The sequence below is a fragment of the Pseudoxanthomonas sp. J35 genome, assembly GCF_000513995.1.
Taxonomy (GTDB): Bacteria; Pseudomonadota; Gammaproteobacteria; order Xanthomonadales; family Xanthomonadaceae; genus Pseudoxanthomonas.
Genome location: NZ_KI911335.1, coordinates 73,497 through 94,531 on the forward strand (window position 1 = coordinate 73,497; position 21,035 = coordinate 94,531).

Below are 21,035 nucleotides of genomic sequence, written 5' to 3' on the forward strand. Positions count from 1 at the left end.
TGGATGCGTCGGTTCATCAGGGTTCCCATCCGTTGAAGCTGGTGAAGGGCGGCACGTAGGTCATCGAGTCCAGGCAGCTGGCGTCCAGCGCCTTGGCATCGGCCGATTCCATGAACCGGCCCAGCAGGCGCGGCATGCAGCCCTGGCCGAAGGTGCCGTGGCCCTGGCCGCGCAGGACGAGGTGGCGGCCGTTGGGCAGGTGCTCCAGCACGCGCTCGCCGAACCGCGGCGGCGTCACCGGATCCAGTTCGCCGGACAGCAGCAGCACGGGCAGGTCCGAAGCCAGCGGCGCGGTGAAGTCGTCCGGACGGCCGCCATGCGGCCAGTGCGGGCAGGCGGCGAAGAACATCCGCGCCACGTCCGGGCCGAGCAGCGTGCCTTCGGCGCTGTCGTCGCGGTGGCGGTCCGCGTCCTCGGCGCAGATCACCGACCACTGCATGCCGCGCGCCATCGCCCCGCCCATGCTGCGGCCCATCAGTTCATACAGCGACATCAGCGGCGCGTAGCGGCCGTGGCTGGCTTCGTCCAGCACCAGCGGCAGCAGCGCCGCGGTCTGCGGCATGTACGAGAACATGAAGGCCAGGCTGGTCACGGTCTGGGCGTTGACCGTGCCGGTGCGGATCTCGCCGGTGGTCGGGTCGCGGTACTCGACCGCCGCCGGGTTGGCGCGCAGCCGCTCGACCAGGCCGGCCAGCTGCGCCCGCGCGTCCTGCGGGAAGCGCTGCGCGCAGGCGGGCAGCTGCCGGCAGCGCTCTGACTGCAGCGCCAGCGCATCCTCGAAGGTCCGCGCGAACTCGCCGCCGACGACCAGGTCGTTCGGCGCTACGCCGTCGAGGACGATGCTGCGCACGTGCTGCGGATAGCGCCTGGCATACTGCTGCGCCACGCGCGTGCCGTAGGAACCGCCGACCAGGTTGATCTTCTCCGCGCCGATGGCCGCGCGCACCGCATCGAGGTCGGCGATGGCGTCGGTGGTGGTGTAGAAGCGCGTGTCGGCGCGTTCGGCCACCTCCGCGGCGCAGCGTCGCGCGAACGCGGCGATGGCTTCCGCATCCGCCGGACCGGCCTGCTCCTGCTCCTCTTCCGTCGGCTCGCAGGCCAGCAGGTTGGAACCGCCGGTGCCGCGCTGGTCGACCAGCAGGACGTGCCGCTGGCGGCGTACCTGGGCGAACGCGCCGTCGATCATCGGCCACACCTGCACCGCCGACTGGCCCGGGCCGCCGGCGAGGAAGAACACCGGATCGTCCGTCGCCGCGCCCTCGTTGGTGGCCGGCAGCCAGGCGAGGTTGAGCCGGATCCTGCGCCCTCCGGGATTGCTGCGGTCCTCGGGCACCTCGAAGCTGGCGCAATGCGCCTGCACGTTGTCCATGCCCTGGCCGCTGGCCAGCGTGCATGGCTCGAAGGCGATGTCGCCGTAATGGCGGGTGGCGCTGGCTTGCCTGGCCTGTTCGGCGTCGTCGCAGCCGCCCAGCAGCGCGACCGCCAGCGCCAGGGCGCCGAGACGGAACACCTGCTTGCGTGGATTACCGGGGGTCATCGAACGGGTTCTCCGGTGGATGGAAGTTGGAAGGAAGTGGAGCAACGGGCGCGCCTGCTCAGTCTTCCGGCAGGAACACGTCCTCGATGCGCAGCGCGAACAGCTTCGCGATGCGGAACGCCAGCGGCAGGCTGGGGTCGTACTTGCCCGTCTCCAGCGCGTTGATCGTCTGCCGCGACACCTGCAGCCGTTCGGCCAGCTCGCCCTGCGACCAGGCCCGCGCCTCGCGCAGCTCGCGCAAGCGGTTGTTCATCGGCCAGCGCTCACTGGTAACGCCTTGAGACCGCGACCTTGGCCAGGCCGTAGGCGAAGCAGACCAGCGGGAACACCCAGATCATCGCCGCGCTCGCCGGCACGTCGATGACCTTCGCCGCCTGCAGGAAACCGCCAGACATGTACAGCAGGCAGACGAAGGCGGTGGCGATGCTCACCGCTTCCAGCTCGATGCGCTGCTGCAGCTCGTCCACGTCGCGGATGTAGCGCACGATCGCGCGCAGGGCGAAGGCGATCGGCGGCACCGGCAGCAGCGCCACCACCGCGCGCAGGGCCGGATCCATGTCCACCCGCTTGAGCACGGTGACCGACAGCAGAAGCACCGCCACGTACGCGCCCATCGCCAGCAGCAGCTCACGCGTATAGCGCCGGCGCAGGCCGGCCGGGGCCACGTCGCAGGAATCGGGCAGGCGCCAGCGCAGCAGCGCGGCGAACCCCAGGCCCAGGCCGGTGCCGAACAGCAGCCCCACGACCAGCGCCGGGACCTGGCCCGGCAGCAGGCGCGGCAGGCCGAATCCAAGCACGCCGCAGGCCACCGCCCCGCCGAGCAGGACGCCGGGATGGGAGGCGTTCATCGCCCGCCTCCCGCGCGGAGACACGCGACCAGCCCCAGCCCGGTAAACAGCAGGCCGGCGACGAGCATGCCCGGCACCCGTATCCCGGCCAGCCAGGCGCCCAGCACGGCCAGGCCCGTGCCGAGGAAGCCATCAGCGGAATCCTTGCTGCAGAAGCTGTCCATCGCCCTACTCCCTGTCAAGCGTGCTTGACAGACGATAGGGACGAGGGTGGGCGTGTGTCAATCGTCCTTTACAAGGGGCGGCCCAAGCCCCTTTCCCCCGCGCTGCCGCGGCTCCGTCCGAAGCCCGCCACCCCATTCAACGGCAGAGCACACGGGATGCGGTGAGTCCGCAGACGCGTGGCGACGCGCCAGACGTCGCCAGCGCCCCTCGTTCATTCCCGGCGCCCCCCGCGCTGCCGCGGCTCCGTCCGAAGCTCGCCACCCCAGCGCTTCGAACAGCACGAGGCGCACAGGATGCGGTGAGTCAATTGACGCGTGGCGACGCGTCAGACGTCGCCAGCGCCCCAGTTCATTCCCGGCGCCCCCCCCGCGCTGCCGCGGCTCCGTCCGAAGCTCGCCACGCCAATGCTTTCGAACAGCAGGACGCAGAGAATGTCCGCTGCGGAGCAACGCGCGCGGAGACCGTGATCGCCGGCGTCCTACTTGTTGCTGACGTACTTCTCGCGGCGGATCTGCGCCACCGGCAGCCCGTAACCCTTCAGCGCCTCGAAGCTCGCGTCGACCATGTCCGGATTGCCGCACAGGTAGGCGATGTCCCCGGCCGGATCCGGCGCGAACTCCGCCAGCTGCTGCTGCACGTAGCCATGGCGCACGTCCGGATGGTCCAGTGCCGAACCGGCCGCCGGCAGCTCGCGCGACAGGCACGGCACGTAACGGAAGCCCGGATGCGCCTCGGCGAAGGCACGGAAATCGTCCGCGTAGAGCAGCTCGCCCGGCGTCCGCGCGCCGGACAGCAGCACCACCTCGATCCCGCGCTCACGGATCTGCTGCGCCAGCACCGGCAGCATCGAACGGTACGGCGTCACGCCCGTACCGGTGGCGATCAGCAGGTAGCGGCGGTTGCGGTCGCCCGGCATCAGGCAGAAACGCCCGTACGGACCACTGGCGTTGACCCGGTCGCCCACCGCCAGCCCCTCGAACAGCGCCGTGGCCGCGCCTCCCGGCACGTGGCTGACCGCGATCTCCACCGCCTCGCCCGGACCGATCGCATGGTCGTGGATCGTCGCCAGCGAATAGCTGCGCCGCGCCGGCGTGCCGTCGGCGTAGTCGAAGTGGATCTGGATGAATTGCCCCGGAACGAAGTCCAGCGGCTTGCCATCGTCGCGCGCCAGCACGTAGTGGCCGATGGTGGGCGCCAGCATGCGGCGTTCGACGAGGCGGAGCGGGAACTGGACGGGCACGATGGTGGATTTCGCAACAGTGTGTAGCCGGGTCCAGGCCCGAGACGCTCCTATAATAGCCGTTGCCCAGAGCAGGCGCCGACCCGGCGCGAAGGCCCCCCGATGAACCCCACCCACGAGGCAGCGGTCCCCGCGCTGCGCGTGCGCGACTTGCGCAAGACCTACGACAACGGCGTCGAAGCGCTCAAGGGCGTGTCCCTGGACGTGATGCCCGGCGACTTCTTCGCCCTGCTCGGCCCCAATGGCGCCGGCAAGTCCACCCTGATCGGCATCGTCAGCTCGCTGGTGAACCTGAGCTCCGGCTCGGTGGAGGTGTTCGGCACCGACCTGGTCGCCCGCCGCAGCGACGCCATGCGCCTGATCGGCCTGGTCCCCCAGGAGATCAACTTCAACCTGTTCGAACAGCCGTTCGACATCCTGGTCAACTACGCCGGCTTCTACGGCGTGCCGCGCAAGGAGGCCGAGGCGCTGGCCGAGGTCGAGCTGCGCCGCGCCCACCTGTGGGACAAGGCCAGGGTGATGAGCCGCACCCTGTCCGGCGGCATGAAGCGCCGGCTGATGATCGCCCGGGCGATGATGACCCGGCCCAGGCTGCTGATCCTGGACGAACCCACCGCCGGCGTGGACATCGAGATCCGCCGCGACATGTGGCGCGTGCTGCGCGAGATCAACGCCGCCGGCACCACCATCATCCTGACCACCCACTACCTGGAGGAAGCGGAGAACCTGTGCCGCAACCTCGCCATCATCGACCGCGGCACGATCGTCGAGCAGGGCCCGATGCGCACGCTGCTGGCCAAGCTCGACGTGGAAGGCTTCCTGTTCGACATCGACGGGACCCTGCCGGAACGGCTGCCGGCGATCGAGGGCACCACCCTGGTCGCGCTGGACGACCACACCCTGGACCTGGACATGCCGCGGGCGATGGACCTCAACCGCGTGTTCGCCGCGCTCGACGCCGCCGGCATCCGCGTCCGCTCCATGCGCACCAAGAGCAACCGCCTGGAAGAGCTGTTCGTGCGCCTGACCGGCAAGCAGCAGGAGGCCGCGTGAAGGACACCGCCAACCCCGCCGTGGCCTCAGCGCGCAGCGACACCGCGCGCAACTGGATCGCGCTGGCCACGATCGTCCGCCGCGAGGTGCGGCGGATCCTGCGCATCTGGGGCCAGACCCTGGTGCCGCCGGCGATCACCATGACCCTGTACTTCCTGATCTTCGGCGGCCTGATCGGCTCGCGGATCGGCGAAATGGGTGGCTACAACTACATGCAGTTCATCGTCCCCGGCCTGGTGATGATGAGCGTGATCCAGAACAGCTACGGCAACATCTCCTCCTCGTTCTTCGGCGCCAAGTTCGGCCGCCACGTCGAGGAGCTGCTGGTCAGCCCGATGCCGAACTGGGTGATCCTGTGGGGCTACGTCGCCGGCGCGGTGCTGCGCGGGCTGATGGTCGGCGTGATCGTGCTGGGCATCGCCATGTGCTTCACCCCGGTGCGCGTGCCGCATCCGTTCGTGACGCTGAGCACCGTGCTGCTGGGCGCGACGATCTTCTCCCTGGCCGGCTTCGTCAACGCCGTGTACGCGAAGAAGTTCGACGACGTGGCGATCGTGCCGACCTTCATCCTCACTCCGCTGACCTACCTGGGCGGCGTGTTCTATTCGGTGACCCTGCTGCCGGGCTGGGCGCAGGCGGCAACCCACGCCAACCCGATCTTCTACATGGTCAACGCGTTCCGCTACGGCCTGCTCGGCACCTCCGACGTGCCGCTGTGGGTGGCCTACGCGCTGATGCTCGGCTTCACCGCCGCCCTCGCCATCCTGTCGCTGTGGCTGCTGCGCCGCGGCGTGGGCCTGCGCAGCTGAGGCGGCGGCGATGCGCATCCTCGTGCTCGGCGCCGGCGGTACCGGTGGCTACTTCGGCGGGCGCCTGGCCCGGTCCGGCGCGGACGTGACCTTCCTGGTGCGGCCGGCGCGCGCGGCGCTGCTGCGCGAGCACGGCCTGCGCATCCGCAGCCCGCTGGGCGACGCCGACCTGGCGGTGGCCTGCACCACCGCCGACGAACTGCCCGCGCTGGCGGCGGCCAGGCCGTTCGACCTGGTGCTGCTGGCCTGCAAGGCCTACGACCTGGACAGCGCGATCGAGGCCGTGGCCCCGGCGATGGGCCCAGCCACCACCCTGCTGCCGATCCTCAACGGGCTGCTCCACTACCAGGCGCTGGACGCGCGCTTCGGCCGCCAACGCGTGCTCGGCGGGCTGTGCTTCATCAGCGCCACCCTCGGCGCGGATGGATCGATCCTGCACCTGGGCCGGCCGGCCTCGATCACCTTCGGCGAACGCGACGGCGGCAGCAGCGCCCGCGTCGACGGCTTCGCCGCGGCGTGCGCGCAGGCCGGCATCGACCATCGCGCCACGCCGGACATCGCCCAGGAACAGTGGATCAAGTTCAGCTTCCTCGCCACGCTGGCCGCCGGCACCTGCCTGATGCGCGCCAGCGTGGGCGCCATCGTCGCCACCGGAGGCGGCGCGGAGTTCATGGCCGCGCTGCACGAGGAATGCCTGGTGGTGGCCGCGGCCGAAGGCCAGCCGGTACCGGAGAAGGCGCGCGGCATCGCCCGCGCCAGCCTGGTGCAGGAAGGTTCGGACGTGAAGGCCTCGATGCTTCGCGACCTGGAAGCCGGGCAGCCCGTGGAAGCGGCGCACATCGTCGGCGACATGCTGCACCGCGCCCGCGCCGCCGGCCTGGCCACTCCGCTGCTGCAGGCCGCCTGGGTGCACCTGCAGGTCTACCAGGCCGGCCGGGCCGCCAACCGCCCGGCCTGACGCCCCCGCGGCGGCCGCTGCACTGGACGGTCAACTACCTCACGCTGAAGCCGGAACTGCGCCGCTGAGCGGCCCGGCCGTCAGGGTAGGCGGAAGAAGGCCCGTGCCGTCGCGGTGCTCGCCGCCGCGACGGCCTCCACGGCCTCGCCGCGGTCGCGCGCCAGTTCCTCGACGATGTGCGGCAGGAAGGCCGGCTCGTTGCGCCGGTCCTTGGGCATCGGCCTGAGCGTGCGCGGCAGCAGGTAGGGCGCGTCGGTCTCCACCATCAGCCGGTTGGCGGGGATGTTCCTGACGATCTCGCGCAGGTGCTGGCCGCGGCGTTCGTCGCACAGCCAGCCGGTGATGCCGATGTGCCAGTCCTGGTCCAGGTAGTCGAACAGCTCCTCGCGGGTGCCGGTGAAGCAGTGCACCACCGCCGGGCCATGGCGGCCGTCGAACTGCTTCATGATCGCCATGAAGTCCGCGTGCGCATCGCGCTGGTGCAGGAACAGCGGCTTGGGATTGCCGGCCGCCGCCAGGTCGGCGGCGAGCTGCAGCTGGCGTTCGAACGCGCGGCGCTGCGCCGGGCGCGGCGAGAAGTCGCGGAAGTAGTCCAGCCCGCACTCGCCCACCGCCACCACTTCGGCATGCGCGTGCAGCGCGCGCAGCTCGGCGTCGCATTCTTCGGTGTACTCGGTGGCGTGGTGCGGATGCACGCCGGCGGTGGCGTACAGCATGCCCGGATGACGGCGGGCCAGTTCCAGCGCCTGCGGGTTGTGCTCGCGGCTGGCGCCGGTGACCACCATCTGCCCCACCCCGGCCTCGCGCGCGCGCTGCAGGACCGCGTCCAGGTCGTGGCCGAAGCTTTCGTGGGTGAGGTTGGCGCCGATATCGACCAGTTGCATGGAACGTCCGCTCGCGAAAACGCGCATTTTACCCGGGCGTCGGACCGCGGTTCCCGCGCCGGGCCCGCGGGCGACTATCATCGCCGGCCCATGCAGTTCCCCATCAGCCCGCTGCTGCCCGCGATCCGGGACAGCCTCGCCGCGCACCCGCGCCTGGTGCTCGAGGCTCCTCCCGGCGCCGGCAAGACCACCCAGGTGCCACTGGCCCTGCTCGATGTGCCGTGGCTGCAGGGCCAGCGCATCGTGATGCTGGAACCGCGCCGGGTGGCCGCGCGCAGCGCCGCCATGTTCATGGCCCGGCAGCTGGGCGAGGAGGTGGGGCAGACCGTCGGCTACCGGATCCGCTTCGAGAACCGGGTGTCGGCGCAGACCCGGATCGAGGTGGTCACCGAGGGCATCCTGGCCCGGATGATCCAGGACGATCCGCTGCTGGAAGGGGTCGGCGCCCTGCTGTTCGACGAGTTCCACGAGCGCCACCTGTCCGCCGACCTCGGCCTGGCCCTGGCCCTGGACGTGCAGGCGCAACTGCGCGAGGACCTGCGCGTGGTGGTCATGTCGGCCACCCTGGATGGCGAGCGCCTGGCGCGTTTCCTCGACGCCCCGCGCCTGTCCAGCGAGGGCCGTTCCTTCCCGGTGGAGATCAGCCACTTCCCGGCGCGGCGCGAGGAGTCGCTGGAGGCGCAGGCGCGGCGCGCGGTGGAGCAGGCGCTGGCGAAGCACCCGGGCGACGTGCTGGTGTTCCTGCCCGGGCAGCGCGAGATCGCGCGGGTGGGCGCGGCGCTGGACGCGGCGGCCCTGCCCGGCGACGTCGAAGTGCTGGCCCTGCACGGCGAACTGCCGGTGGAGCAGCAGTCGAAGGTGCTGCAGCCGGCGCCCGACGGGCGCCGCCGGGTGGTGCTGGCGACCAACGTCGCCGAATCCTCGGTGACCCTGCCCGGCGTGCGCGTGGTGATCGACTCCGGCCTGGCGCGCGAACCGCGCTTCGATCCCAACAGCGGCTTCTCGCGGCTGGACGCGGTGGCCATCTCGCAGGCCTCGGCCGACCAGCGCGCCGGCCGCGCCGGCCGCGTGGCCGAGGGCTGGGCCTGGCGGCTGTGGCCGGAGTCCCAGCGTCTGGAGGCGCAGCGCCGCCCGGAGATGGCCCAGGTCGAACTGGCCGGGCTGGCGCTGGAACTGGCCGCCTGGGGCAGCGACGAACTGCGCTTCGTCGACCCGCCGCCGCCGGGCGCGCTGGCCGCCGCACGCGAGCTGCTGCAGCGCCTGGGCGCGCTGGACGGCAACGCGATCACCGCCCTGGGCCGGCGCATGCTGGCCTTGGGCACGCATCCGCGGCTGGCGGCGATGCTGCTGGCCGCGCGCAGCCCGCGCGAGCAGGCGCTGGCCGCCGACCTGGCCGCGCTGCTGGAAGCGCGCGACCCGCTGCGCAGCCGCAGCGACGCGGCGGCCGAACGCTGGCGCGCGCTGGCCGCGTTCCGCGGCGGGCGCATGCCGGCCGATGCCAGCCGTTCTGCACTGGCCGCGCTCGACGCGGCGGCGAAGCAGTGGCGCCGCCGCCTGCGCTGCGAATCCGCGCCGCCGGCCGACATCGAGGCGCACGAACTGGGCGACCTGCTCGCCCACGCCTTTCCCGACCGCATCGCCGCCCGGCATCCGTCCGACCCGCTGCGCTACCAGCTGGCCAACGGCCGCATGGCGCGGTTGTTCGAGGACAGCGCGCTGCGTGGCGAGCCCTGGCTGGTCGCCAGCGAACTGCGCTTCGAGGCGCGCGGCGACGCCCTGCTGCTGCGCGCCGCGCCGGTGGACGAGGCGCGCCTGCGCGCCGATTTCCCCGCCCGCTTCGTCGAGGAGGAAGGCGCGGTCTGGGACGCCGGGCGCCGCGCCCTGCTGGCCCGGCGCGAATCGCGCTTCGACCGCATCGTGCTCGACAGCCGCCCCGCCGGCCGCGTCGACCCGGCGCAGGCCGCGCAGGCGCTGACCGCCGCGGTGCGCGAGCTGGGCCTGGACGCGCTGCCATGGACCGAAGGCCTGCGCCAGTGGCAGGCGCGCGCGGTATCGCTGCGCCAGTGGATGCCGGAGCTCGGCCTGCCCGACCTCGGCGACGCCGCCCTGCTGGCGACGCTGGACGACTGGCTGACGCCCGCCTTCGCCGGCAAGACCCGCCTGGACGCGCTGTCGGAAGAGGAACTGGGCGAGGCGCTGAAGTCGCCGCTGGAGTGGAGCCAGCGCCAGCAGCTGGACCGCCTCGCCCCGGTGCGGATCACCGTGCCCTCGGGCATGGAGCGGCACATCGAATACGCCCTGGACCATGAAGGCCAGGCGCAGCCGCCGGTGCTGGCGGTGAAGCTGCAGGAGCTGTTCGGCCTGGCCGATACCCCGCGCATCGCCGATGGCCGCGTGCCGCTGACCTTGCACCTGCTCTCCCCCGGCGGCCGCCCGCTGCAGGTCACCCAGGACCTGCGCGGTTTCTGGGACCGGACCTACCCGGAGGTGAAGAAGGAGATGAAGGGGCGGTATCCGAAGCATCCGTGGCCGGACGACCCCTGGACCGCCACGGCCACGCACCGCGCAAAGCCGCGGGGCACGTGACGGTCCCGTCGCCTGTGGCGACGGCGCGGCGGGCGGGACTCCGGGGGAGGCGTCCTGGCGCGGCTGAACTGCAGTTGCATGCCCGCGCGGCGCGGATGCGCTGTCGCCGACGACGGTGTAGCGTGATGGCACGGCATGGACGCTCCGGCGCGCGGCCTCGGCGGCGCCACTGACGTTCCATGCACGGCCCGTCGCCGATACTGGCGGCGTCCCCCTTTCCCGCCACGGATTGCGCCATGAGCAAGATGACCATCATCACCGACCGCGCGATGGAGCTGGCCGAGCAGGCCGGCGCCGGACTGCGCAATGCCGGTGCCAGCCTGCGCGACGCCGGCGTCGGTGCCGAGCAGTGGATCCGCACTGGAGCCGCGCTGGGCGCGGCCAAGGCCGGCTTCAACGTCGCCCGCGGCACCGTGCGCCGGCACCCGGTCGCGGTGGCCGCCGCCGCTGCGGTGGTCGGCGCCGGCGTGCTGGCCTACGTGATGTACCGCAAGCGTCGCCAGGAGGAGCGGCAGGCGCCGATCGACGGCCAGTCGCGGCGCGTCAGCCGCGAAGGCAACGGTGCCCCGCGCGCCCGTCCGCGCGCGCGCCGCGCTTCGGGCGCGAACGACACCGCCAGCACCTGAGCCCAGGCGCGGCGGTTACGCCGCGCCGTCCACCCGGTGCCAGCTGCCGGGCGGCAGCCAGCCCGCGTCCGGCCCCTGCCCCGTGGCCAGCCGGTGCCGGCCGATCGCCACGCGCACCAGCCGCAGCGTCGGCAGGCCGACGGCGGCGGTCATGCGCCGCACCTGGCGGTTGCGGCCTTCGCTGATGACCAGTTCCAGCCAGGCGTCGGGCACGGTCTTGCGGTAGCGCACCGGCGGATCGCGCGGCCACAGTCGGGGCGCCGGATCGAGCCGCCGTACCTTCGCCGGCCGGGTCGGCCCGTCGTTGAGCACCACGCCCTCGCGCAGGGCCTGCAGCTGTTCCGGCCGTGGATCGCCTTCCACCTGCACCCAGTAGGTCTTCGGCAGCTTGTGCCGCGGATCGGTCAGGCGGTGCGCGAGCGCGCCGTCGTCGGTCAGCAGCAGCAGCCCTTCGCTGTCGTGGTCCAGGCGCCCGGCCGCATACACGCCCGCCGGCAGGCCGAAGCCGGCCAGGGTCGGCCGCGGCGGCACGCTGCGGTCGGTGAACTGGCACAGCACCCCGTAGGGCTTGTTGAACGCGATCAGCATCCCGGCGGCGACTGCGGGGTGGAACGGTGCGGCATCGCGCTCAGTCCTGCGCCAGGCCGTGGCCGCCCAACGGCCGCGTCAGCACGTGCGAGTCGAAGCCGGCGATCAGCGGCCGCGCACGGCTGATCGCTTCGCGCACCGCGGGCAGCTGCAGCGAGGCTTCATGGCTGGCGGCGTTGTCCCAGACTTCGGTGATCCACAGCGCGTCCTCGTCGTCCGGGTCCTCGGAGACGACGTAACTGAGGCAACCGGGCATGGCGCGGATGCCGTCGAGCAGGATCGCGGCCAGTTCATCGCGGTTGCCGGGGGTGGCGCGCAGGCGCCCGATGAGTCCGTGCATGGGGGGGCTCCGATGGGGGAGCGGAGAGGGGGAGAGCGCTGGCGCGTCACGGAAGCGCGGCCGCGGCGCCGGCGCTCTCGCTCTTCATTTCATTCCCGGGGCGGCTTCACGAAGCGCAGGGTCATGCGGTCGCTCTCGCCGATGGCCTGGTACTTCGCGCGGTCGGCCTCGTCGTGGTTGTTGGACGGCGGCAGCGTCCACACGCCGTTCGGGTGGTCCTTGCTGTCGCGCGGGTTGGCGTTGACCTCGCTGCTGCCGGCCAGTTCGAAGCCGGCGGCCTTCGCCAGCGCGATTACCTGGTCCTGGCCGACGTAGCCGCTCCTGTCGTCGGCCGGCACGTCGCCCTTGGCACGGTGCTCGACCACGCCCAGCACGCCGCCGGGCTTGAGCACCTCGTAGAAGCCCTTGAACATGCCCTCGGCCTGGCCGGCGCTGCGCCAGTTGTGCACGTTGCGGAAGGTCAGGACCATGTCGGCCGAACCGGCCGGGCCGAACACCGGCGCCTTCGGGTCGTAGGCCACGACCTCGGCCTTGCCGAACTGTTCCGGCGCATCGGCGAACTTCTTCGCCAGGCCGTCCTTGCTGCGCTGGTAGTAATCGCGCTGACGTTCGACCTCGAACACGCCCGGATCGACGATCGCGGCGACGTACTGGCCGCGATCGCGCAGGTACGGCGCCAGGATCTCGCTGTACCAGCCGCCGCCGGGGGTAATCTCGACCACGCGCATGTCCGGGCGGATGCCGAAGAACGCCAGGGTCTGGCCGGGATGGCGGTACGGGTCGCGCGCGGTGTTGGCCGGGTCGCGCCAGCTGCCGTCGATCGCCGCCTGCAGGGCCGCGTCGGGCGCCGGCAGGGTGGCGCTGTCGGCCGGCTTGGTCGCCTGCGCCAGCGGCGCGGCGAAGGCAAGGGACACCGCCAGCAGGCAGGCGCGGGAAAGCGGCGTGCGGATCATGGGCAGGCTCCAGTAGATCGGTGCGGCGAGACTAGCACTAAGGCCGGGATTGGGGATTCTTTGAGGCCGTGATTCGGGATTGGTGATTCGTGATTCGTGAAAGCGGAGCCGTCGGAGCACATGGGCGGGACAGCGACCTGACGGGCTGTTGCTCTCCCCGATCACCAATCCCCAATCACGGCTCTTCAAGCCAATCGCAAAGCGTCGGGGTACGGCGGCGTGTCGGGCCATTCGCCGCGGCGCAGCGCGGACTGCAGGGTGCGCCACTAGTGCGGATCGAAGATCGACCCGTGCACGGTCTTCAGCGCCGCCAGGAGCGGCGCCGGCAGGCCCATGAACATGCCGAAGCGCTCGGGGAACACGTCCTCCGGCTCGACGTGGAACCAGGGCTCGGCCGCCACCTGTTCCTCGTAGCTGGACGCCTTGGGCCAGTCGCGGAAGTTGCATTCGCTGACCGCGCGGATCTCGTCGTAGTCGTAGAACACCACGCGGCGGTGGCGCGACACGCCGAAGTTCTTCAGCAGCATGTCGCCGGGGAAGATGTCGTTGCGGGCCAGGTCGATGATCGCCTGGCCGTAGTCCAGCGCCGCCTGGCGCGCGCCCTCGGCGGTCTGCTCGCGCAGGTACAGGTCCAGCGGGCGCAGCCGGCGCTGCACGTAGCACAGCCGCAGGACGATGTCCTCGCCGTCCTCGTCGAGGCTGGCGGCGCAGGTCTGGCGCAGTTCCTGCAGCAGCGCCGGATCGAAGCGCGCGCGCGGGAAGCGCAGGTGGCGGAACGGCTGCGCGTCGAGCAGGCGGCCGACCCGGTCCAGGCGGAACACGCGTTCGTACTGCGCCTGCACTTCCTCGCGAGTGGTGTTCTTCGGCCAGGCGAAATGGTCGCGGATCACCTTGAACACCAGCGGCTGCCCGGGCAGGGTGAACACCGCCATGACCATACCGGGCGTGCCCTCGGCGCGCATCAGCCGCTCGGCCGGATGCGCGTGGAAATAGCGGAAGAAGCTGCGGTAGCGCTCGGTCTTGCCCTGCTTGGCGCGGCCGAGCACGGTGTAGATCTCGTCGACGGGTTTCTGCGGCAGCAGGCTGCGCAGGAACACCACCGCGTCGCCGACCGTCGGCAGGTCGGCCTGGAAGTAGCTGCGCGATACGCCGAACAGCTGGGCCACGTCGGCGCGGCGGGTCAGCACGGCCTCGGCGCGGATCCCGTCCTCGCCGTTGACCAGGGCGATCACGCATGGCGAGAAGCGGTGCTCGCCGAACACGCGGCCAACCAGGTAGGCGCGGCGCTCGCGGTAGAACACCGTGTCCAGCAGCTCGATGCCGCGCACCGGGTGCTCGCCCCAGTGCGCCAGGTCGTCCTGCAGGCGGATCGCGATCGCCGCCGCGCAGCGGGTCAGGTGCGCGTACGGCACGTCGAAGCGGTAGTTGCCCAGCACCCGGATGAAGGTGTCGGTCGGCCGCCGCTCGGAGACCGCGTAGCTGTGCCGCGCCACCGGCCGGGTGATCGCGTCGGTGGGCTCGATGTCCAGCGCCACGAATTCCACCGCCGGATCGACGCCGCGGGTGCCGAAGAAGCGCCGGGTCAGGGTGTTGTAGAACGTCTTGTACAGCTCGGTGTCGATCGCGTCCTCGATGGACGCGGCGTAGTGGTCACGCACCTGCGCCCACAGCGCGCGGTCGTGCGCGTGCGTGCCGAGGGTCGCGGCCAGGCGTCGTCCGCAGTCGCCGACGCAGGCGTCGTACAGGTCCAGGCGCTCGGCGGCGTCGGCTCGGGCGCCGGTCCAGTCGCGCTGCTCGAAGCGGCGCCGCGCGCGCCGGCTGATCTCGGCGAACCGCGCGTGGTAGTCGTCGAAGGCGTCGTGGATCTGCTGGGCGATGGCGTCGGCTCGGAGCATGCGGGCGATGGTAGGGGCTGGCGGGCGCGTTCAGCGCGTGGCGGTGGCGGCGGCCTGTTCCATGATCCAGGCGCGCACCGTGGCGAAGGCCGGATGCGACAGGCTGCGCTCCGGATAGACCAGGTAATGGCCGAACCCGGCCGGCAGGCGCCGGCGGCCGAGCAGGACCAGGCGTCCGGCGCGCAGCAGCGGTTCGGCCAGGGTCAGGCGCGCCAGCGCCACGCCCACGCCTTCGGCCGCGGCCTGGTGCAATGTCTCGGTATCGTCGAAGTGGGCCACGTGCTGCGCCGGCGGCCGGCCGCCGGCGTGGGCGAACCATTCCTTCCAGCGGTCGGCCGGGTCGCCTAGCAGCGGCAGTTTCGCCAGGCGCTGCGCCGCCGGCACGTCGCGGTGCTTCTGCAGCAGCGCCGGGCTGGCCACCGGCGCGATCCACTCGTTGAACAGCAGCTCGGCGTGCACGCCCGGCCAGCGGCCATCGCCCAGGCGCAGGGCCAGGTCCACCGGCTCGCGCTCGAAATCCACCACGTGGGTGCTCGACTGCAGGCTCAGGCCCAGGTCCGGGTGCGCGGCGAGGAACGCCGGCAGCCGCGGCACCAGCCAGGCGGTGGCCATCGACGGGATCAGGCTCAAGGTGATGCTGCGGTCGTTGCGCGGGGTGGCGCGGCGCAGGGCCAGGCCGATCGCGTCCAGCGGCGCGGACACCGCGTCGTACAGCCGGCGCCCTTCCACGGTCAGCTCCACCCCGCGCGGGCCGCGCGCCAGCAGGCGCCGGCCCAGCCGCTCCTCGAGCTGGCGCATGCGGTGGCTCAGCGCGCTGACGGTCAGGTGCATGGCCTCGGCCGCACGGGTCAGGTTGCCCATCCGCGCGGCGGTGACGAAGGCCTCGACCTGGTCCAGCGGGAGTCGTCCCATCTTGAATCATCCTCAAGCCTGGCTTGCAGGATTTGCGCTTTTTGCCGGCTCAGCATCGGGCTAGCTTGATCTGCATTCAAGTCCCGAAGGAGACGGCGATGGCTGGCTGGCACGACGGAGCGGTATTCCGGCAGATGGCGGCGATGTTCCGCGGCATGGCCTCCATGCACGGGTTCGTGTTCGACACCGAGGCGACCGGGGCGACCGCGGCGCAACGACCGCCGCCCGCAAACGACGACGCCCGGCATGGAGCCGGGCGTCGCGGGTGCTGCGGGGTGGACGCGTCGGTCAGGCCGACAGCGCGGCCAGCGCCGCGTTGAAGGTCGCCGACGGGCGCATCGCCGCGGCGGTCTTGGCCAGGTCCGGCTGGTAGTAGCCGCCGATGTCCACCGGCTTGCCCTGGGCGCCGTTGAGCTCGGCGACGATCTTCGCCTCGTTCTCGGCCAGGGCCTTGGCCAGCGGCGCGAACTTCGCCTGCAGCGCGGCGTCCTCGTCCTGGGCGGCCAGGGCCTGCGCCCAGTACAGGGCCAGGTAGAAGTGGCTGCCGCGGTTGTCCAGCTCGCCGACCTTGCGCGCCGGCGAACGGTTGTTGTCCAGCACCAGGCCGTTGGCCTGGTCCAGGGCCTTGGCCAGCACCTTGGCGCGCTGGTTGCCGGTCTGCTCGGCCAGGTGCTCCAGCGAGGCGGCCAGGGCCAGGAACTCGCCCAGCGAATCCCAGCGCAGGTAGTTCTCCTCGAGGAACTGCTGCACGTGCTTGGGCGCGCTGCCGCCGGCGCCGGTCTCGAACAGGCCGCCGCCGGCCATCAGCGGCACGATCGACAGCATCTTGGCGCTGGTGCCCAGCTCCAGGATCGGGAACAGGTCGGTCAGGTAGTCGCGCAGGACATTGCCGGTCACCGAGATGGTGTCCTTGCCCTGGCGGATGCGCTCCAGCGAGAACTTCGTGGCCTCCACCGGCGACATGATGCGGATGTCCAGGCCGGTGGTGTCGTGGTCCTTGAGGTACTTCTCGACCTTGGCGATGACTTCGCGGTCGTGGGCACGGTTGGAATCCAGCCAGAACACCGCCGGGGTGCTGCTCAGGCGGGCGCGCTTCACGGCCAGCTTGACCCAGTCCTGGATGGCCGCGTCCTTGGTCTGGCACATGCGCCAGATGTCACCGGCCTCGACCTTGTGCTCGAACACGACCTTGCCGTCCTGGTCGACCACGCGCACGGTGCCGTCGGCCGGGATGCGGAAGGTCTTGTCGTGGCTGCCGTATTCCTCGGCCTTCTGCGCCATCAGGCCCACGTTCGGCACCGAGCCCATGGTGGTCGGGTCGAACGCGCCGTGCGCCTTGCAGTCGTCGATCACCGCCTGGTACACGCCGGCGTAGCAGCGGTCCGGGATCACCGCCTTGGTGTCCTGCAGCTTGCCTTCGGCGTTCCACATGCGGCCGGAGTCGCGGATCATCGCCGGCATCGAGGCGTCGACGATCACGTCGGAAGGCACGTGCAGGTTGGTGATGCCCTTGTCCGAGTTGACCATGGCCACGGCCGGGCCGTTGGCGTACACCGCCTCGATGTCGGCCTTGATCGCCGCCTGCTGCTCTTCCGGCAGCGAAGCGATGCGCGCGTACAGGTCGCCGATGCCGTTCTCCGGCGAGAAGCCGACCGAGGCCAGCACGTCGGCGTGCTTGGCCAGCGCGTCCTTGTAGAACTCCGAGACCACCACGCCGAACATGATCGGGTCGGAGACCTTCATCATGGTCGCCTTCAGGTGCACCGAGAACAGCACGTCCTGGGCGCGCGCGTCCTCGACCTGGGCGGCGACGAAGGCGGCCAGCGCCTTGCGGCTCATGGTCGAGGCGTCGACGATCTCGCCGGCCTTGACCGCCACCTTCTCCTTCAGCACCACGGTCCCGCCCTCGGCCTGGGCCAGCTCGATGCGCAGGCTGCCGGCCTCGGCAATCGTGGCCGACTGCTCGCTGCCGTAGAAATCGCCGGCGTCCATGTGCGCCACGTGCGACTTCGAATCCTTGCTCCAGGCGCCCATGCGGTGCGGATGCTTGCGGGCGTAGTTCTTCACCGAGGCCGGCGCGCGGCGGTCGGAGTTGCCCTCGCGCAGCACCGGGTTCACGGCCGAGCCCTTGACCCGGTCGTAGCGGGCCTGGATGTCCTTTTCCTTCTCGTCCTTCGGCGCGTCCGGATAGTCCGGCAGCGGGTAGCCCTTGCCCTGCAGCTCCTTGATCGCGGCCTTCAGCTGCGGGACCGAGGCGGAGATGTTGGGCAGCTTGATGATGTTGGCTTCCGGCCGGGTCGCCAGTTCGCCCAGCTCGGCCAGGTGGTCGCCGATCTTCTGCCCCTCGTCGAGATAGTCCGGGAACTGCGCCAGGATGCGGCCGGCCAGCGAGATGTCCCGGGTCTCGACCTCGATGCCGGCGGTGGCGGCAAAGGCCTGGACGATGGGCAGCAGCGACTGCGTGGCCAGGAACGGCGCTTCGTCGGTGAGGGTGTAGATGATCTTGGGCGTATTCGACATGGTCGGCGGGGGCTCTCTGGTGCGGATCGGCGATACGGAACAGGAAAGCGCCGGAACGCCCGTGCGGCGGACCCGGCGGCGAAACCCCCGCATTGTCGCGTGTTTTGCCCAGCGATGCGCGCACCCGGCCATCCCCGGCGGTATGGTTGGCCCGGGTACACCGCCTGTGGCCTGCTCGACCTGTTATCGTCGCCGCCAGCGGGCGGTGGCGAGTGGGTGATCGCCCGATGTGCTCGCAGCACTTGTGGCCTTGTGCCCGTTTCGTATGATCTCAGGCAGCCTTGGAGGGCGGCTGGGCATGCAAGCCGGATCATGGATGGCCTACTGGGGAAAGGCCGGAAGGCGGGACGATCTGACGTCGCACCATCCCTTGGTGTTCCACTGCCTCGACGTGGCCGCTTGCGGGCAGGCCTATCTGGATCGGCGTCCCGAGCTCCTGGGCCAGCTTGCGCGTTGGCTAGGCCTGGACGAGGCGCCGACCCGGCAGCTGCTGGTGTTCCTGCTGGCGGTGCACGACATCGGCAAATTCGCCGAAAGCTTCCAGTACAAGGTTCCAGAACTGGTCGAACATGCCTTCGACCCTCCATTGCCGCGCCTGCCAGGCGATATGCGCCATGACGCGATCGGAGCGCTGTTCTTTGCCTGGCTGGCGGAGGAACGGAGGCTTCCGGCTCCATTGCCCGACTGGGGGCCGGATCTATGGAACGTGCTGCTGGCGCCGGCTTTCGGCCACCATGGCATGCCGCCACCGGCCTTGCCGCCGGGGGCAGGAATGGCCTTGGCCAGCCTGCGCGAGGTGATGTCTCCGCGGAGCCGCGAGGCTGCCGAGGGATTCTTCGCCTGGTGTGCCCGGATGTTCCTGCCTGGTCCCCTGCCCGCCTCCTGCGACGGGGAGGGGGCGGCACTGGCCAGCTGGTGGATTGCCGGCCTGGCGGTGCTGGCGGACTGGATCGGCTCGAACACCACGTGGTTCGGATACGCCGGGCCGGACCTGCGGGCGTTGTCGCCGGAGGAGTACTGGGAGCGGCATGCGTTGCCGACGGCATGCCGGGCCGTGGAGGAGGCGGGAGTCGTTTCCGTTCGGCCACGGCCCTACCACACCGCCGAAGTCCTGCTGCCGCGTCTGGCCGAAGGACTGCGCCCGGCGCAGGCCGCGGCGGCCGCCATCGACATTCCGCCCGAACCCCAGTTGTTCGTGCTTGAAGATGCGACCGGTTCGGGAAAGACCGAAGCAGCGTTGATCCTGGCTGCGCGTCTGATCGATGCGGGACTGGCCGATGGCCTGTTCTTCGGCCTGCCGACCCAGGCCACCGCCGACCAGATGTTCGAGCGCGTCACCCGCGACGTGCCGGCATGGTTCGATGACCCCTCCCGCGCCACGCTCGTCCTGGCCCACGGGATGCGTGACCAGTCGCATGCGTTCCTGCGCCACCTGGCCCAGCTCGACGACGAGGTGCCGGGCGAAGGGCGTTCGGCAACCCTGCGCTTGACCGAATGGCTGGCCCAGGGCAACAAGCGCGCGCTGCTTGCGCAGATCGGCGTGGGAACGCTCGACCAGGCCCTGCTGGCGGCCTTGCGGGTCCGCCACCAGTCCCTCCGGTTGCTGGGGCTGTTCCGCAAGGTCCTGGTGGTGGACGAAGTCCACAGCTACGACCCCTACATGACCCAGGTACTGCTGCGTACCCTGGAGTTGCACGCCGCGTCTGGCGGCAGTGCCATCCTGCTGTCGGCCACGCTTCCCCTGGCACTGCGTTCGCGCCTGCTGGCCACCTACTCCGCGGGGATCCGCCGCTGGCAGCCTGGTGGAAGGGCGACAGGAGGCGGGCGCCGGCGCGGCACGTTGGTGCAGGCGCCCCAGGCGCAGTCCTTGGAATATCCGTTGTTGACCCGCTGGTCGGGGTCGTTCGGAACCTGTGCCCAGGAACAGGCGTTCCCGTCCGCAGGCCACAGCAGGCGGGCGATGGATGTCGAGTACCTGACGACCGAAGACCAGGTGTTGGACCGGATCGCCGCGTGGCATGCGGCGGGCGAGGCCGTGGTCTGGGTGCGCAACACCGTCGGTGATGCCTGCGCGGCCTGGTCGGCTCTAGCGGAGCATTTCGGTGCCGATGCGTGCACGCTGTTCCACGCCCGCTTCGCCGCTGTCGACCGCCGGCGCATCCAGGAAGAGGTCCTGGCGACACTGGGCCGGGACAGCGACGCGGCACGCCGGAGGGGGCGGATCATCGTCACGACCCAGGTTTTCCAGGAAAGCCTGGATGCCGATGCCGACCGCATGGTCACCGACCTGTGCCCGGTCGATGTCATGTTGCAACGTTTCGGCCGCTACCGCCGCCACCTGCGCGACGCGCGGGGCAACCTGTTGCGCGACGGCCAGGCCGGGGACGGCCGCCAGCCGGGCCCGGTCGTGGTCTTCGGTCCCGACCGCGAGGCCGAACCCGCGGGTGACTGGTATGCGCGTTTCTCGCGTGGCGCCGCGCACGTCTATGCAGCACACGGGTGCGTCTACCGCAGCGCACGCGCGATCGGCTGCCATATCGAGCTTCCCGGCCAGTTCCGCACCCTGGTGGAGGAGGTCTATGGCGAAGACGGCGAGCCGATCCCGGATGCCCTGCAGACGGCCGAGGACAGGGAACTGGGCAAGGTCATCGCACAGGGAGCGCAGGCCGGCCAGAACGCCATTTCCCTGTCCGGGGGATACTGCGGCGCCGATTGGGATAGCGATGAGCGCATCGGCACCCGGCTGGGAGACAGCATCGAGGCGGTGCTGGTACGGGCCACCGGCCACGGCCTGGAGCCATGGGCTGCTGGGCGTTGCGGCCAGGACGAGGATGTCTGGGCGCTGAGTTCCATCCGCTTGCCCGGCCACTGGATGGCCCGGATCGAAGAGCCCGCCTGTCTCGATGTACGCCTGGCGGCCCTGGTGGCGGACCTCAGGGAGCGCGTGCCGGCGTTGCGTTATCGCTTGGTTCTGCCGCTGGTGGAGGACGGCAACGGCACCTGGTCCTGCACCCTGGCTGGCGAGCCTCCGCTGAGTCTCAGCTATTGCGACAGAACCGGCTTAAGACGCGGGAAACGGGTTCGGGAGACCTGAGGGGAACGCAGGAGACGGAGGAGGAAG

The 21,035-nt window shown here is 71.1% G+C and carries 17 protein-coding genes and 1 pseudogene; 6 read left to right on the forward strand and 12 right to left on the reverse strand.

Translation table 11 applies throughout. The annotated features are described in order from the left end of the window. Window positions 1-16: 16 nt before the first annotated feature. From PSEJ35_RS0114110 to PSEJ35_RS0114130, 5 genes are all read right to left on the reverse strand, one after another. Window positions 17-1,537 (reverse strand): alpha/beta hydrolase, encoded by a 1,521-nt coding sequence (locus PSEJ35_RS0114110; protein WP_051412702.1) that lies wholly within the window; start codon window positions 1,535-1,537, stop codon window positions 17-19. 58 nt (window positions 1,538-1,595) lie between these two features. Continuing rightward, the gene (locus PSEJ35_RS0114115; protein WP_028918339.1) at window positions 1,596-1,790 is read right to left on the reverse strand and encodes a helix-turn-helix transcriptional regulator; all 195 of its coding nucleotides are present in this window, start codon (window positions 1,788-1,790) and stop codon (window positions 1,596-1,598) included. A gap of 10 nt (window positions 1,791-1,800) precedes the next feature. Beyond that, a complete protein-coding gene (locus PSEJ35_RS0114120; RefSeq protein ID WP_028918340.1) occupies window positions 1,801-2,385 on the reverse strand; it encodes a hypothetical protein in 585 nt (194 codons plus the stop codon). Next, window positions 2,382-2,549: a hypothetical protein gene (locus tag PSEJ35_RS17360; protein WP_156924826.1), complete on the reverse strand. Its 168-nt coding sequence runs from the start codon at window positions 2,547-2,549 to the stop codon at window positions 2,382-2,384. The genes PSEJ35_RS0114120 and PSEJ35_RS17360 overlap by 4 nt, the downstream gene beginning before the upstream one ends. 479 nt (window positions 2,550-3,028) lie before the next feature. Beyond that, a complete protein-coding gene (locus PSEJ35_RS0114130; protein ID WP_051412707.1) occupies window positions 3,029-3,847 on the reverse strand; it encodes a ferredoxin--NADP reductase in 819 nt (272 codons plus the stop codon). 45 nt (window positions 3,848-3,892) lie between these two features. On the opposite strand from PSEJ35_RS0114130, the gene PSEJ35_RS0114135 reads away from it, so the two are divergent. Genes PSEJ35_RS0114135 through panE form a run of 3 tightly spaced genes read left to right on the forward strand, consistent with a single transcriptional unit; the run spans window position 3,893 to window position 6,610 of the window. Next, window positions 3,893-4,843: an ABC transporter ATP-binding protein gene (locus tag PSEJ35_RS0114135; RefSeq protein WP_028918342.1), complete on the forward strand. Its 951-nt coding sequence runs from the start codon at window positions 3,893-3,895 to the stop codon at window positions 4,841-4,843. Then, window positions 4,840-5,652: an ABC transporter permease gene (locus tag PSEJ35_RS0114140; RefSeq protein ID WP_232207678.1), complete on the forward strand. Its 813-nt coding sequence runs from the start codon at window positions 4,840-4,842 to the stop codon at window positions 5,650-5,652. Before PSEJ35_RS0114135 ends, PSEJ35_RS0114140 begins: the two co-directional genes overlap by 4 nt. A gap of 10 nt (window positions 5,653-5,662) precedes the next feature. Further along, window positions 5,663-6,610, forward strand: a complete 948-nt coding sequence (gene panE, locus PSEJ35_RS0114145; RefSeq protein ID WP_028918344.1) for a 2-dehydropantoate 2-reductase — start codon at window positions 5,663-5,665, stop codon at window positions 6,608-6,610. A gap of 80 nt (window positions 6,611-6,690) precedes the next feature. On the opposite strand, the gene PSEJ35_RS0114150 is transcribed toward panE, so the two are convergent. Next, complete coding sequence (locus PSEJ35_RS0114150) at window positions 6,691-7,494, reverse strand: TatD family hydrolase (RefSeq protein WP_028918345.1); 804 nt, start codon at window positions 7,492-7,494, stop codon at window positions 6,691-6,693. A gap of 90 nt (window positions 7,495-7,584) precedes the next feature. On the opposite strand from PSEJ35_RS0114150, the gene hrpB reads away from it, so the two are divergent. Beyond that, window positions 7,585-10,080, forward strand: coding sequence for an ATP-dependent helicase HrpB (gene hrpB / locus PSEJ35_RS0114155; protein ID WP_028918346.1), 2,496 nt, complete (start codon window positions 7,585-7,587; stop codon window positions 10,078-10,080). A gap of 236 nt (window positions 10,081-10,316) precedes the next feature. Further along, window positions 10,317-10,706, forward strand: coding sequence for a hypothetical protein (locus PSEJ35_RS0114160; RefSeq protein WP_028918347.1), 390 nt, complete (start codon window positions 10,317-10,319; stop codon window positions 10,704-10,706). Window positions 10,707-10,721: 15 nt separating this feature from the next. Here the strand turns inward: PSEJ35_RS0114160 and PSEJ35_RS0114165 are convergent, their stop codons facing one another. The 6 genes and pseudogenes from PSEJ35_RS0114165 to PSEJ35_RS0114195 form a co-directional block, all read right to left on the reverse strand. Next, a complete protein-coding gene (locus PSEJ35_RS0114165) occupies window positions 10,722-11,294 on the reverse strand; it encodes a pseudouridine synthase (RefSeq protein WP_028918348.1) in 573 nt (190 codons plus the stop codon). 40 nt (window positions 11,295-11,334) lie between these two features. After that, on the reverse strand, window positions 11,335-11,634 hold the full coding sequence (locus tag PSEJ35_RS0114170; protein ID WP_028918349.1) for a putative quinol monooxygenase: 300 nt from the start codon (window positions 11,632-11,634) through the stop codon (window positions 11,335-11,337). An 89-nt stretch (window positions 11,635-11,723) separates the two neighbouring features. Beyond that, on the reverse strand, window positions 11,724-12,587 hold the full coding sequence (locus PSEJ35_RS0114175; protein WP_028918350.1) for a class I SAM-dependent methyltransferase: 864 nt from the start codon (window positions 12,585-12,587) through the stop codon (window positions 11,724-11,726). A gap of 185 nt (window positions 12,588-12,772) precedes the next feature. Next, window positions 12,773-14,482 (reverse strand): annotated as a pseudogene (gene aceK / locus PSEJ35_RS16395) (bifunctional isocitrate dehydrogenase kinase/phosphatase). Window positions 14,483-14,512: 30 nt separating this feature from the next. Then, on the reverse strand, window positions 14,513-15,394 hold the full coding sequence (locus PSEJ35_RS0114185) for a LysR substrate-binding domain-containing protein (protein ID WP_028918351.1): 882 nt from the start codon (window positions 15,392-15,394) through the stop codon (window positions 14,513-14,515). A gap of 288 nt (window positions 15,395-15,682) precedes the next feature. Next, window positions 15,683-17,914, reverse strand: coding sequence for an NADP-dependent isocitrate dehydrogenase (locus PSEJ35_RS0114195; RefSeq protein WP_028918353.1), 2,232 nt, complete (start codon window positions 17,912-17,914; stop codon window positions 15,683-15,685). Window positions 17,915-18,230: 316 nt separating this feature from the next. On the opposite strand from PSEJ35_RS0114195, the gene cas3 reads away from it, so the two are divergent. Then, window positions 18,231-21,008 carry a CRISPR-associated helicase Cas3' gene (gene cas3 / locus PSEJ35_RS16400; protein WP_198014194.1) on the forward strand — a complete coding sequence of 926 codons (2,778 nt, stop codon included), beginning with the start codon at window positions 18,231-18,233 and terminating at the stop codon, window positions 21,006-21,008. Window positions 21,009-21,035: the final 27 nt, after the last annotated feature.